We start from the raw sequence: 14,560 nt of genomic DNA, 5'->3' as shown, positions 1-14,560 counted from the left end.
TCGTGTTCTTACTCGAATTGTGATAGCTCCTAACATCCCGATTTACGATTTATCGAAGGAAATCAACAAGTGATGGTTGAATAATACGTGCACCAACGGAAAGTGCGGCACGATGAATCGCTTCTTGTGTAACCATCTCCGTAATTGCTTCGGCTGCGTTAACATCTTCATTTTCACTCATTTGTTTTTTTGCAATACCTTCTTGCGCTTCAAGACGATTCTGCATCATTTCAGCTCGATTTTGACGTGCACCGATGTCTGCTCTGGCAGTTAGGACATTACCTAGTTCTTCATCGATTGTGGTCATTGCTGCGTTAAAGTCGGCATGAACAGGAACTCCGGCGTCTACTAGGTTTTGAAATACATCATCAATTTTCTTAAATAGTTCCAACGCTTTCGTATTGACCTCTAAAGATACGCCGTCAAACACTTCAACTTCCACGGAATTAGTAAATCCTGGTGGCGTACTGTTACCAGTGATAGGATCCACCTGAGGATATCCATTAACATTATCATGTAGCGGAGTTGAGGTTTTCGTTCCACTAAATATATACTTATCCCCTACCTTAGTGTTCGCCATATCTTGGATTTGTTCACGTATTTGCTTCAATTCGCTCATGACATTGTCACGATCTCCAGGTGTTAATACATCGTTCGCCGCTTTTTTAGCAAGTTCACTTGCACGACCAAGTGCTTTCCCTACATTATCGAACGCATCATCTGCGCTGTCTAATCTACTATGCACCTCACCTATATTCCGTTGGTATTGCATAACCTTTTCGACTTGAATACGATACCCCATACCTTTCATGACGACGACAGGGTCATCTGATGGACGGTTCACTTTTTTACCCGTGAGAACTTGTTCTTGTATTTTCCCCATTTTATTATAACTAGCGGTTAGATTTCGAAGCATATTATTGGATAGCATTGATTGTGTAATGCGCACTTAATTTCCCCCTCTAAGTAAATTTGACACACATTCGCGCCCTCCTACGAATTGCAGCAGTGCCTGGGCATCCCTTTAAAATGGCATTCCAAATTATCTTCCAACGACGCCCATACCGTTGATGATTTTATCAAGTGTTTCATCTACAACGGTTATCATACGTGCAGAAGCATTATAAGCTTGTTGGAATCTAATCATGTCTGTCATTTCTTCGTCCAATGAAACAGCGCTGATAGATGAACGGCGATGTTCGACCGCACCAAGTAATGTGATTGAATTGACTGCATTGCGCATCGCTTGTTGGCCGTCGACGCCTAGTTTACCAATGACGCTTTGAAAATATTTTTCTAAGGTTGCGCCACCAAGATCCGGATTATCCGAATCTCCCAATGGTTTAGAATTAATATCAGAAAGTCTTTGTGCATTTTTACCGTTACCTGGCTCAGCGTCATTAACTGAAGAATCCGATGCAGCTAGCTTATTAGGGTCTTTTCTGAGATCTTCTGATACTTTCATATTCCCAAGCGTAAAGGGTTCAACAAAAAAATCGACACCCGTATCACCATTGATGTCAGTTCCCTGTCCATGAATTTTATTGAATTCCTTTACAAATGCTTCTGCCATTTTATGCAAATCATTAATCATGTCAAGGTAAAGACCTTTGCCATCAGCTGTGCCATACGAACTCATCAACGATTTTATTTTACCGCTTTCTAAGAAGTCCGCATGTCCAGGCGTTTTTGTTGTTCCATCACTCGATATAATTGTCATTCCTGAGATTGGGATATTCCCTGTTAGTGAGTCCGGATTTGTTTTCAGTGTTGCCGATTTGCTACCTGAAACAAGTTCAACAGGATCACCATTTTTCATTTTCAACGTAATCGTAACGGAACCCTCAGCTACCGCAAGTGCACGTCCACCTGATTTATCATAACTCGTCTCTATAGGGACATACATAGATAATTCATCTATGAGCAAATCTCGTGCATCGTATAAATCATTTGGCAGGTAGCCGTTTGGTTCTACTTCTGAAATTTGGCGGTTTAATTCGGCTATTTGTTGGAGCTTAGAGTTTATATCTGTCGTCGAGATGCTAATCTCTTTGCCGATGTTCGTTTGAATATCGCTTAGAGATTTATGCATGTAGTTAAATGAATCAGCTACCGCTTCACCTCTACGGACTACGACTGAACGCGCACCACTTTCGCTTGAATTGGTGGCAAGGTCTTGTAGTGATTGCCAAAATTCACTGAGTGATTTTTGAAGTCCGTGTGCAGAAGGCTCGTTCAAGACGTCTTCCATTTGTGATATTGCAGCTGATTTAGATTCCCAGAAACCGAGCTTGGTCGACTCTTGTCTAAACTGGTGATCGACAAAACCATCGCGAATCCGCTGAATCGAACCCGCCGTAACACCTGTCCCTAGAAATCCCGGCATAGTACCAGCACCTAGACCGACGCCTGGATGACCTGCTGTCGCCTCCATATTGACGCGTTGTCGTGAGTAGCCAAGTGTGTTGGCATTGGAGATGTTGTGGCCTGTTGTATATAATGCGGATTGCTGTGTGAAAAGTCCGCGTTTACTCGTTTCAAGTCCCATAAATGTAGACAATATTTTACCTCCTCAGGCGTTGGTGTCGAATGTTGGTTTTTCTTTGGTCTGAGCGCGTCCTATAACTTCTGTTTTTGAGTAATTGACCGCTTCTGAGCGCGGTCTGACCATGTCCAGCGATAGATTCACGAACTGAAGGGATTGATAGGTCAATTTCTGATTCAAATCATTTTGCCATTTCAAGTCATGAATCGCATGCAGGAGACGGTCCCTCGCCTCCTCAAGTTGCTTTCTTTCTGCATCTTTTGCAGCTGTTAGTACGTCGGCTACGGTTGGTTGTACGGGCACGAATCTTCCTTGATTCGTTAAGTATTCCGCCACTGCGACTTGCCGTTGGTTGTCCATTTGGGCTATTGCTGCAAGATGGGCTTGCTCCCCTTTTATAAGTTCATCGAGTGCGTCCATGTCACCATTTTTAATGTGTGCTGTCTTGTCGTACGCAAGTTTTAGTAGACTGCTGTGTAGTTTTTCTAGGTTGTCGAGTGTCGTCAAGATTGTTGTGATGGACATATAATCCGCTACTTTCGTTTGTTTTATTTATTGTAGTAAGAAGTTAGTTTTTGCGCCAGTTGTTCTGGGTTAACTTTGTATGTGCCTGCGTCTACTTGTGCTTTTATTGCTTGGACTTTTTCGTTCCGTTCTAACGTATATGAAGAAACCTCTGAGAGTTGCTTTGCTTCGGATGAGATTTCAAGTTTGTCGCCTTGTTGTACTTTTTGTGCTGTTTTCTCTGTCTTCAATTCATTTACTTTATACGGATTCATTGCTGGAATATTAATTTTTGGAATTTTCATCTTCTTAACTCCTCTCTTTTTTAAGTTACTATACCACTTACGTTCTTAGTTCGGCATTTAAAGTGAAATATTTAGAGGTCTTTTGGACGAAAAGCATTAAGTGATATTTTTCCCATTACGATCTATATAAAAAGTTCCTTTTTCTTTTTCCTCAATCGATTCTCTAATTTCTCTTGCCGCCTCAAACTGATTTAGGTCAGCTTGTAGGGTGTTTGTACAACGCTCACATAGTTTTCCACTTTGTGTAAGTGCACCGCATTTATCGCATGGGTAGCCGAGGTTTGGGAATAAAGCTGGTTGCAAACGACCTTTACGAACCCATTTATGAAGAAGTGTTTCAGTGACTCCGGTTACTTCGACTATTCTTTCAATAGTTGCCGCGCGATTTTCACGTCTTCTTAAAAATCTGGACACTTCTTCATATAATTTCTCTTCGCTTTGTGCACAATTCCCACAAACGTCCCGTATACCTGTGTAGTTAAAGAAGCCGCCGCATGTAGGGCAATTTTTAAGTTCTGCTTGGTTTTTCATTCGTAGTTTCTCCTGTCTGGTGTTTGTTTAATCAGGCACGAATTAGCGTGATAGCCTCTACTCTCTTAGCACCTGCTTCCTTTAAAAGGATAGCCGCATGTCGAAGTGTTGTGCCTGTTGTATAGATATCATCTACTATTATATAAGTTTTAGGTTCAATGATTATAGATGGTTTAATTGTGAATAAAGGTGCCATTTCAAGGCGTTGTGCGCGAGATTTCTCACCCATTGATTCAGTATTCGTTTTTTCCAAAATGTCTTCATAAGGGATTCGTGCACGTTTCAGTAGTTCTTCTATATGAGAAAAAGTTCTTTGTATTTTCTTATCAGCATGCATTGAAATTGGAATGATACGTTTCTTTGATTTCAATACATCCCGTAAATCATTTGCGAAAACACCTGCTAGTGCGACGTCTTGTAAAAACTTATATTGGTGTAAATAATCTTTCATCGCCTCATTGTATACGTAGAGGGATGTTAGTTGGTCAATGTTTTGGTGTTCTTTATTAATATCGGCACGTTTAAATCTTTTTGAACAGTTAGCACAAATGATTGATTTTTTATCAATGCCAATAAGCGCTTTCCACGTTGTAGGTGTAGCTATCGGTTTTTCACATAGGAGGCATTCGTTCACTTTCAAACACCGCCTTTATTCAGTAAAAGAATTTCTTTTTTTGCATCATCCATCGCATGTGAAATGCCGTGGTGAAAAAGGACGAAATCGCCTGTTGGGTAGTCGGATGATCTACCGACGCGTCCGCCAATTTGGATGAGTGCACCTTTGTTGAATGTTTGTTGTTCAGCACCGATGACGGCTACTTGGACATTTGAAATCGTGATGCCGCGTTCTAGGATGGTAGTTGTAAGGAGGCCTGGGAGTTTTTTGTCACGCAGTAATTGAACATATTCTTTACGTTCAGGATGTGCCGCGTGAACGGCTTTAATTCGCGAATCAAGTAGTTGAAAAAGTGGTTCGGCTTCTTCCATGAGTTCGATGTGGTGAAAGAAGATGAGAAATGGTTCTTTATTTTTAAGTCTTTGCTCAGTCCAAGTGATCAACTTTTTCGGTAATTTCCCTTTATTAATGTGACGGGCGTAGTTCCAGAGTGAATTGTAGCGTGGTACTGGTAAGGGATGTCCGTGGTATCGGCGGTTGATTGTCGAGACGGCGCCTGACTTTTTAATGTCATAAATGAGTTTTTTTGAAGGTGTTGCGGTGACAGCTATAATTGGTGCATTTGGTTTTGCGGCTTTTTTTACAGCGCGTTGAAGCGTTTCGTCTGCTGTGTACGGAAAAGCATCTGCTTCATCGACGAAAATGACATCAAAAGCGTGTTGGAATCTATATAGTTGGTGGGTTGTGGCGAGTATAAGTTGGGCTGGTCCGATTCCTGTTTTTGCGCCGCCGTATAATGCTTCGATGGTCGTTTTCGGGAAAGCTGCGCGGAGGCGTGGTTCAAGTTCGAGGATGACATCGACTCTTGGTGCGGCGAGGCAAATGCGTTTTCCTTCTAATAGAAGTTTGTGAATCGGTTCAAATAGGATTTCGGTTTTTCCTGCGCCACAAACTGCATGAATGAGATGTGGTCTTCCGAGTAGCGTACTTTCTGCAAGTTCGTTGGAGGCTTGTTGTTGTCGCTGCGTAAGCGTACCTTTCCAAGCGATCGTATGTGTCGTTTCGTAAGTTGGAGAGGCTGCATCCCAAATGATAAGTTCTGTGCAACTCGAAACGCGCCCCATTTTGAGACAATGCCTACAATAAGTACAAGGTGCGTCGCATTTTGCACAGTTGAATGTGGTGAACCGGTTTTGTGCGTCATTCTCACACCGATTACAAAAGTGGCGCGGTTTATTCAGCAGTGTGACAGTTTTAATTCCTTGGATTATTTTAATATGTCCCGCTGTGATGGATTCATCAATTTCCGCTTTTGAAAAAGGTGTATGTAATCTGTGCCAAATACGACCGCTTAGAAAATTTTGAATAGCAAGATCAATTTTTTTCATTGGCATAACTCCTTTTAGTATTAGTCTAAATGACGCTTAACCCAACCCAATCCCATTGCGCCTTCGCCTAGATGTGTACCGATAACGGGACCAAAATGGCTAATTGAAAATTTAGCACTTGGCACTTTCTCAATCAATTCATCGCGCCAAATCTTTGCATCTTCTGGGCGATTGGCATGAATAATGACAGCTTCCAGTCGGTATTTCCCAGCATCTTCAATTAATAATTCCATCATTCGATTCATCGCTTTTTTACGTGTGCGGATTTTTTCAAATGGGACAATTACTTTTTCTTGGAAATGCATGAGTGGTTTTACTTGCAGCAATCCGCCGATAAGTGCCTGCACGCTTGTAAGTCTACCACCGTGTTGTAAATGAATTAAATCATCTACCATGAAATAAGCACGCATCGTCTTTTTCATTTCATTCAGTTCGTCTATAATTACTTGTGGTTCTGCGCCTTCTTTGGCCATCTCCGCAGCACGAATGACGTAAAAACCTTGTAGATAGCATGAAATCTCGGAATCATAGGCGTATACATCAAGACCGTCAATCGCTTCACCCGCCTTTACAGCACTGTCATATACACCACTAATTCCACTTGATAGATGAATAGAAATAACCGCATCGTATTCAGTTTTTAGTGATTCAAATAATGTAGCAAACTTTTCAGTTGCCGGTTTAGACGTTTCAGGCATGACCTCTTCACCACGCATCTTTGTATAAAACTCTGAAGCAGTTATATCAATGCCTTCTTCATAAGTTTTCGCTTTAATAGTGACAGTAAGCGGAATCATATGAATATTGAGTTCCTTCATTATATAGGCCGGTACATAAGATGTACTGTCTGTAACAATAGCTGTTTTCAACATGATCACCCCTTCTTGATTGCTAGAAAAAACTTGCTTAGAAATTATGTAAATAAAAATAAGTGATTAGCCGTATTCTTATATAACTTCAATCCAATAATTGTATCCAGTGATTGGAGGTTTGTGTAAACTCTTGCAGGTTAGAATAACTAATGTTTAATTCATCCGTTAATTGATTCACTTTTTCCCACTCGAATCGTTCAACGGCAATTGAAAGCTCCAAAAAAGGTTTGATTTCTGTATCGCTTCCTATAAGCGTGCGCGCAACTTCATCTGAAAGTGGCAACATTTTAAGAATATCATCCCAATTACGACTTGTAATTACATCCATTAAGGAAAACATACCAGTCAAAAAGTAGGATTCTGGATTTTTCCTGCCAGTATTGATAGCAAGTAGCTCGCACATCTTAGCCCGTATTAGGGAATATTGCACCAAAGCTTTTACTTTTCCATTCTCGGTATTGTCGCTTATATCACGAAGGGTAAGAACGTGCATCCACTTTTTCATACCGTTTATGCCAATTACCATGATCGCTTGATTAATGGAACTTATTTTCCTTGGCATTCCAACGCCAGCAGAATTAATGAAGCGAAGTAGTTTATAAGATAAAGAGACATCACGTTTTATAAATTCAGCAATTTCCACAATATCTGGTTCAATCGCACTTAGCTTTTCTATAATTTGGAAATTAAGTTGTATATGTGTTGGAATCTCATAGCCTGATATAATTTCCGGTTGTGCAAAATAATAACCTTGGAATAACTTATAGCCAGATTCTTTAGCATAATTATAATCTTGTATTGTTTCTACTTTTTCAGCTATGAGTTTAATATGCGGATATTTCAATGCGAATTCTTCGATTATAAGCCGTTCCTTAATTGATGAAGCAAAAAAATCTACCTTTATATAATCAATAAACTCGAATAAAGAAGCGTGTGTTATATATTGCTTTTGCATGATAAAATCATCCATCGCAATTTTAAAGCCATCTTCTTTCATGAATCGAATTTTAGTAATAAGTGATGGCGTAATTTCTACGTTTTCAAGAATTTCAATGACGACAAGTTTTGGATCAAGGTAATTAAATACTTCCTTGGCTAGTAAACTACCTGTAAAATTAATAAAGGATAGGCCCTCATTATTTATTTTATCAATACCAATTGACATAAACGTATTAACAATGAGACCAATTGTTGCCTCATCTGCATCAATATCAGGGAAACTATTTTTACTACTGTTTCTATATAGTAGCTCATAAGCAAAAATGTTTTCATCTAGATCCAGAATGGGTTGCCTCCCTACGAAGACATTCATGCTTATCACCTCTTTTTGAATTATTGTATCACAATTACCGACATTACACAGTTCGAAATAGACTAACAAAATACTACAATAGCTTTTTAAATTAACTGCATTTTATTGAAACCACTTTTTTCGCGTCATATTCAGTTACTGCGATTGATTAACATAGCAAGGCGCCTCATTTCGTGGTATCTTTTACAGTATATAATGTTCGATTTCAGGGAGGGACTAAATGTGGAATGTATTCGTTATGAACAAAAGGGGAATATTGCATTTGTGGCGTTGAACCGTCCAGGAGCGATGAATGCTTTTAATTACGATTTGCTCGTAGAACTAAGTCAAGTCACAGAGTCTATTAGAATTAATCCCGATATACGCTTAGTTATTTTCACAGGTGAAGGCGAGCGCTCATTTAGTGTCGGGGCGGATTTGAAGGAACGGAAGACGCTGACCGACTTACAAGTGAAGCGGAATTTATTTAAAATTGGTGAAGTTTTTACCGCGATAGACGGTCTACCTCAACCGACGATTGCAATGATCAACGGATTTGCATTTGGCGGTGGGATGGAACTAGCGCTTGCATGTGATTTCCGAATTGCGGCACATACCGCATTGATGGGACTTACTGAAACAGGACTCGGCATTATTCCAGGAGCTGGCGGTACACAGCGCTTACCGAGGTTAATCGGCGAGACAAAAGCGCTTGAACTTATTTTAACAGCAAAAAGATTAACAGCGACTGAAGCTTTTGATTATGGTTTATTGACGCGTGTTGCGGCACAAGATAAATTAGAACAAGAAACAATAGATTTTGTCAACACTATTTTAGCAAACGGCCCAATCGCCTTGCAACAAGCCAAATTCGCTATTAAACACGGCATGAATGTTGATTTACAAACTGGATTGGCCATTGAACGTAAAGCATACGAAATAACAATTCCTACTGAGGACAGGATTGAGGCTCTCAATGCATTCTCTGAGAAGCGTAAACCAATATTCAAAGGAAAATAAAGGATGGTTGTAGATGAATAATGAATGGATTGCAGAAGAATCAACAGAGTTACTGAAATTTTTGTTTAAGGCAATGCCAAGTAAAAGTCGAAATTCGGTTAAATCGATTTTGAGTCGCGGTCAAATAAGTATTAACGGAGAGAAGACGACACAATTTAATGACACAATTAAACCAGGTGATAAGGTTGAACTTCGTGTCCGCGTCGCATCTGATGACGTTAAAATGACTGGCATAAAAATTATGCATGAAGACGATGAAGTCATTGTAATCGAAAAAGATGCAGGTATTTTATCAATTGCATCCGAAACTGAAAAAGATTTAACGGCATACCGCCAAATTACAAATTACATTAAAAGTATTTATCCTAAAAACCAGATTTTCGTCGTTCACCGATTGGACAGAGATACTTCTGGTGTCATGATTTTCGCGAAGAGCAAGGAAGTCCAGCAAACGCTACAAATGACATGGCAGGAATCGGTTCATGAGCGTACATATATCGCGCTTGTTGAAGGTGTTGTGAAAAAAGATGGTTCGTTGACTTCTTGGTTAACGGAAAGTAAAGCTTTCGTCGTCCATTCAAGCGATAGAGATAACGGCGGTCAAAAAGCGATTACGCATTATAAAGTGATGAAGTCAAACCGCTCGATGTCGTTGCTTCAAGTAAATTTAGACACGGGTCGTAAAAATCAAATCCGCGTTCATATGAAAGAAATTGGACATCCAATTGTTGGCGATAAAAAGTACGGCGCGAGCTCCAATCCACTTCGTAGACTTGGACTACATGCTCACGCAATTACTTTTGTTCATCCAAAAACAGGAGAAGCAATGCGCTTCGAGTCGGCAATACCTGCATCATTTCTACGATCAATATAATTCCAGTGTGTCGTATATTTTTGAAGGCAGCAACCTAAAAATGGAGATGCCCTATATGTACCTTAAATAAAACAGGTAGAGAAAAGTTATTGACTTAGAATGTTTGTTTAGTAACTTTCATCTTATACTTGATGTTGATTTCTTTGTATACTTTGATACGTCCAGCTGATTTGAATGCAGGCGGCGACTCCTGCGGGAACAGCGCGAACTGAAGACCCTGGATCGAGCACAGCGAGTGAAGCGGCTGAAGTCGTGCCCGCGGAAAGCGTCCGCCGGAATGGAAATCAGCGGGTTTCAAGATGAAAACGGGACTGCTCCAAAAGTCATTAAATGACCTTTGGGGTCAGTCCCATTTTTTAGATTCATTCTTTTTTCATTCATAAAGAATTCGATAACACACAGCGTGGACTTTTAGATACGAGTAATGAGGCTTGTGTGACGGCCATTAAAATATGCGTCGCCCCTTGTCGATCTGCTTCATGTGAAGCGCGAATAATAGGACTGTTTGCTTCATCCACAATATAACGCGGTGGTAAGTCATTGAGCGCAATCGCCATTATATCGTCTAAGCATCTTTCACACTTACATGATAAATGTAACTCATTTTTATTATTCAAAAGGACATCACTTACCACTTTTTCCATAACATTTATGATCGCCATATACTCATCCCCCAGTAGTTACCAAAAGAATCTTACATAATATACCAAGTATATCATTTAAAATATTCCCGGACAGTAAAATACTGAAGTTACGCCATACTAAGTTTAAATCTTCAATAAGTCATGATTTTTCAATAATGACTTTCCTGAAATTCCTGGCACTGTCATTTCATAAGGATGTAAAATAATATCCAGTTCCTCTGAAGTTAACACACCACTTTCGATACATAATTCCCGAATTGGTCTACCTGTTTCAAGTGCTTCCTTCGCAATTGCCGCAGCTACTTCATAACCTACATGCGGATTAATCGCTGTAATAATTCCGATGCTATTATTTACATACGCTTCCATATGCTCTACATTCGCAACGATATCTTTTAAGCAATATTTATTAAACACTGTGAAAACATTCGTCATAATTTCGATTGATTGAAGCAAGTTAAATACAAGTACAGGCTCCATAACATTTAGCTCAAATTGCCCCGCTTCAGACGCAAGACAAATCGTATGGTCGTTACCGATTACTTGGAAAGCGACTTGATTCAACACTTCTGCCATTACCGGATTCACTTTACCAGGCATAATCGAAGAACCAGGTTGACGTGCTGGTAGTGATATTTCTGCTAATCCCGTTCTAGGACCAGATGCCATCAGGCGTAGGTCGTTTGAAATTTTAGACATATTGATCATACAACCTCTTAATGCTGCTGATACTTGAACGTAAGAGTCCGTATTTTGCGTAGCATCTACAAGATTTTCTGATGAATGTAAATCAATTCCACTGTTCTCGGATAAAAACTGTACGACCTTTTCAATATAAAGTGGATCAGCATTCAAACCAGTACCTACTGCAGTTGCGCCCATATTCACTTCATATAAATACTTTCTAGACGCACCGACACGCTCAATATCTCTGTTTAAAACACGTGCATAGGCCTCGAATTCCTGCCCCAAACGAATTGGAACTGCGTCTTGTAAATGTGTACGCCCCATCTTTAACCACGGGTGGAATTCTATCGACTTTTGCATAAATGTGTCATATAAATTATTCATGACCGAAAGGAGTTCTTCAACTTTAACGAGTGTCGCAATATGAATAGCTGTTGGGAATGCATCATTTGTTGATTGTGCCATATTGACGTGTGAGTTTGGGCTAATGACACCATAATTCCCTTTTTCTAGTCCCATTATTTCCAATGCACGATTCGCAATTACTTCATTGGCATTCATATTCATCGACGTACCTGCCCCGCCTTGTATCGGATCTACAAGGAATTGGTCATGTAACTGACCAATGATAATTTCATCTGAAGCTTGGATAATTGCTTGTGCCACTTTTCCATCAAGTTGACCAGTAAGTAAATTTGCTTGCGCTGCAGACTTTTTCACAATCGCAATCGCCTTTATTAAATGTTTATTCACCGGGTATCCAGTGATAGGGAAATTTTCAACAGCACGCAATGTCTGTATGCCATAATAAGCATTTTGAGGCACATTCTTTTCACCAATATAATCTTTTTCTATTCTAAAATTGGTTACTTGTTCCATTCAGTTCACTCCCACACTTGTCTTTCTTTAACAGTAGTACTTTTCATATAAATACACAACGTTATTCTCAGAATAATTTAACAACGTTTTCTATTGATTTTTGTCCAATAGGATAGTGGGCATATTTGACAAGTACTTTATAAATACCTTGCAAACCAACCTGTTATTTCTTCGAGTTGTGCAACGCGCAAATTAGGTAAGCCTGTACGAGATAAATTATGATCTGATTCTGGAAAACGAACAAATTCTGTTGTTTTCTCCATGCTTTTTAACGTTATATAAAGTTGCTCTGCTTGCTCAATTGGACATCTCAAATCTTTTTCCGAATGGATAATTAAAAGCGGTGTTTCTATATCTGCTGCATATTTCAACGGCGATATTTCCCACAATCTATTCACATCTGTCATAGCTACCTCGTGTTGCCAGTCACTGAAATAATAGCCAACATCTGATACGCCGCAAAAACTGACCCAGTTAGAGATAGAGCGTTGCGTGACAGCTGCTTTAAATTTATTCGTATGACTGACAATCCAATTCGTCATAAAACCCCCATAGCTACCGCCAGTTAACCCAAGTCGTTCAACGTCAATCCAGTCATTTTCTTTACTTACATAATCAAGCCCCAGCATAATATCTTCATAGTCATTACCGCCGTAATCACCACGAACAGCATCTACAAACACCTGACTATAACTATGGCTGCCACGGGGATTTACATATAGCACACCGTATCCTTGTGCCGCCAATAGTTGCATCTCGAGGAAAAACAAATTGGCATACATTACATGCGGACCGCCGTGGATTTCAACAATAAGAGGATACTTCTGACCTTCTTCATACCCCACTGGTTTCATAAGCCAGCCATGCACATCCCAATTTTTCGCACCATTATAAACAATCGCTTCTGGCTTGATAAGTTCAACTTCATCCAAAAACTTATTATTAAATGAAGATATCGCCTCGCGTTCGCCAGTCATAATCGTTTGCTTAAATAACTCACCAGGATTCACAGCATCACTCACCGCAATAAGCGCAAACTCACCACTTCGAGCCACACTATAGCCGTATATCGTCTCATTTTCAGGGGAAGCTGGATAAACAGCACCGTCAAGCGATGCGAAATAAAGCCGTACATCACCCATTGTGGATAGTTGGAAATAGAGGTAATTGTCTGTCGTCCACATAAGAGCAGGTGCAGGCGCATCTTGATGCAAGTCTCCGATGCTATGATCCCCAACTGGTGAGTCAATGCCATCTGTTAAGTTCATACGCGTTTCATCTGCTGTATCATAGACAAACAAATTTGTGTGCGTCGCGTTTTCATATTGACGGTCCGCACCCGTGAACGCGATATATCGATCATCAAAAGAGAATGACGCGCCGCTGTAATAGCCTTCTTCATCCATCAATACCGTTTCTTCTTTCGTATCAATATCAACGACATAAAGGGGCTGATGAAATAAGTGGTCTTGATTTTCACTTTTATTAACACTCATGACCAATTTCTTGCCATCATGCGAAACCGCTTGCAGCGTATAATTGTGATTCAAATTTGTAAACTGTTCAACTTCACCTGTTTCAATATCTATGATGCCTATCTGTCTAAATTTATCTTCCTCAACAAAACCGACTCCATCCATTTTATATTTCATCTTCGTAACACGGACGGGTTTCGGTTTACTATTCCCTTCTTCTTCCTTTATATCCGTAAATGTACCGCCCGCTTTTATGACCCCATTTACCCAAATATTTTTGCCGCAAGATGCCCATTGGAAACTCGAAACACCAAGTTCAAAATATGTCAGTTGTCTCGCTTCCCCGCCTCTTGTCGGTAATATATACACTTGATTATTTTCGTCCCGATTTGATAAAAAAGCGACTTCAGTCCCATCAGGTGACCATTTAGGAGAACTCACACTACCTTTTCCATATGTCCACTGCGATACTTCATTAGATTGAATAGCCACATGAAATAAATTAGATATATATGTATTTGCCTCTTGATCAATATGCGTCTTCAAAAATACAGCTTCCTTACCATCTGGTGAAACTTGTGGATTCGTGACCGAACATAATTCAAACAAATCCTCAGCAATCAATGTACGTTTCGTCAATTAATATTCCCCCTTATGATTTAGCACAACAACAAAGTCTATACTTGACTGTAAAAATGAAATATTATTTATATGATTTACCACTTCATTCTTAGGATTGGAGCGGAAGGCGACGACTCCGGCGGGAATTAGGATGAATGTAGTTCAATTCATCCCTGAGACAGGTGAGACCCTGGAAGAAGCTCAGCGACTGAAGCGGCTCACCGCTCGCCCCGCGGAAAGCGTTCGCCTGTAGCGGAAATCCGGTGGCATTGTATAATATTTATCAAGAACATCTTTTGGTGAAGAGC

The 14,560-nt window shown here is 40.0% G+C and carries 14 protein-coding genes; 2 read left to right on the top strand and 12 right to left on the bottom strand.

Annotation, left to right across the window (positions count from 1 at the left end; genetic code table 11):
• Positions 1-49 precede the first annotated feature (49 nt).
• The 9 genes from flgL to AC3RV6_RS03240 all read right to left on the bottom strand — a co-directional run bounded on the left by flgL (position 50) and on the right by AC3RV6_RS03240 (position 8,073).
• A complete protein-coding gene (gene flgL / locus AC3RV6_RS03280; RefSeq protein ID WP_489748042.1) occupies positions 50-949 on the bottom strand; it encodes a flagellar hook-associated protein FlgL in 900 nt (299 codons plus the stop codon).
• Between the two features lie 93 nt (positions 950-1,042).
• Positions 1,043-2,563, bottom strand: coding sequence for a flagellar hook-associated protein FlgK (flgK, locus tag AC3RV6_RS03275; RefSeq protein ID WP_489749172.1), 1,521 nt, complete (start codon positions 2,561-2,563; stop codon positions 1,043-1,045).
• 9 nt (positions 2,564-2,572) lie between these two features.
• Positions 2,573-3,070 (bottom strand): flagellar protein FlgN, encoded by a 498-nt coding sequence (locus AC3RV6_RS03270; protein WP_489748041.1) that lies wholly within the window; start codon positions 3,068-3,070, stop codon positions 2,573-2,575.
• Between the two features lie 23 nt (positions 3,071-3,093).
• Positions 3,094-3,354 carry a flagellar biosynthesis anti-sigma factor FlgM gene (flgM, locus tag AC3RV6_RS03265; RefSeq protein WP_489748040.1) on the bottom strand — a complete coding sequence of 87 codons (261 nt, stop codon included), beginning with the start codon at positions 3,352-3,354 and terminating at the stop codon, positions 3,094-3,096.
• A 96-nt stretch (positions 3,355-3,450) separates the two neighbouring features.
• Positions 3,451-3,885 carry a TIGR03826 family flagellar region protein gene (locus tag AC3RV6_RS03260; RefSeq protein ID WP_489748039.1) on the bottom strand — a complete coding sequence of 145 codons (435 nt, stop codon included), beginning with the start codon at positions 3,883-3,885 and terminating at the stop codon, positions 3,451-3,453.
• Between the two features lie 31 nt (positions 3,886-3,916).
• On the bottom strand, positions 3,917-4,519 hold the full coding sequence (locus tag AC3RV6_RS03255) for a ComF family protein (protein WP_489748038.1): 603 nt from the start codon (positions 4,517-4,519) through the stop codon (positions 3,917-3,919).
• Between the two features lie 2 nt (positions 4,520-4,521).
• A complete protein-coding gene (locus tag AC3RV6_RS03250; RefSeq protein WP_489748037.1) occupies positions 4,522-5,889 on the bottom strand; it encodes an ATP-dependent helicase ComFA in 1,368 nt (455 codons plus the stop codon).
• Between the two features lie 20 nt (positions 5,890-5,909).
• On the bottom strand, positions 5,910-6,758 hold the full coding sequence (locus AC3RV6_RS03245; protein ID WP_489749171.1) for a DegV family protein: 849 nt from the start codon (positions 6,756-6,758) through the stop codon (positions 5,910-5,912).
• Between the two features lie 88 nt (positions 6,759-6,846).
• Positions 6,847-8,073 (bottom strand): EAL and HDOD domain-containing protein, encoded by a 1,227-nt coding sequence (locus AC3RV6_RS03240; protein ID WP_489748036.1) that lies wholly within the window; start codon positions 8,071-8,073, stop codon positions 6,847-6,849.
• Positions 8,074-8,295: 222 nt separating this feature from the next.
• Here AC3RV6_RS03240 and AC3RV6_RS03235 point away from each other — a divergent pair, with 222 nt between their 5' ends.
• Entirely contained in the window at positions 8,296-9,072 is a 777-nt protein-coding gene (locus AC3RV6_RS03235; protein WP_489748035.1) for an enoyl-CoA hydratase-related protein, read from the top strand.
• Between the two features lie 13 nt (positions 9,073-9,085).
• Positions 9,086-9,946, top strand: a complete 861-nt coding sequence (locus tag AC3RV6_RS03230) for an RluA family pseudouridine synthase (protein ID WP_489748034.1) — start codon at positions 9,086-9,088, stop codon at positions 9,944-9,946.
• 377 nt (positions 9,947-10,323) lie between these two features.
• Here the strand turns inward: AC3RV6_RS03230 and AC3RV6_RS03225 are convergent, their stop codons facing one another.
• The 3 genes from AC3RV6_RS03225 to AC3RV6_RS03215 all read right to left on the bottom strand — a co-directional run bounded on the left by AC3RV6_RS03225 (position 10,324) and on the right by AC3RV6_RS03215 (position 14,270).
• A complete protein-coding gene (locus AC3RV6_RS03225) occupies positions 10,324-10,608 on the bottom strand; it encodes a late competence development ComFB family protein (RefSeq protein WP_489748033.1) in 285 nt (94 codons plus the stop codon).
• A gap of 105 nt (positions 10,609-10,713) precedes the next feature.
• A complete protein-coding gene (gene aspA, locus AC3RV6_RS03220; RefSeq protein WP_489748032.1) occupies positions 10,714-12,156 on the bottom strand; it encodes an aspartate ammonia-lyase in 1,443 nt (480 codons plus the stop codon).
• 137 nt (positions 12,157-12,293) lie between these two features.
• Positions 12,294-14,270, bottom strand: coding sequence for a S9 family peptidase (locus tag AC3RV6_RS03215; protein ID WP_489748031.1), 1,977 nt, complete (start codon positions 14,268-14,270; stop codon positions 12,294-12,296).
• Positions 14,271-14,560 lie beyond the last annotated feature (290 nt).

Source organism: Sporosarcina sp. So3-204 (genome assembly GCF_058068165.1).
The sequence above is the reverse complement of the archived record's forward strand: the minus strand, read 5'-3'. Positions and strand labels throughout refer to the sequence as shown.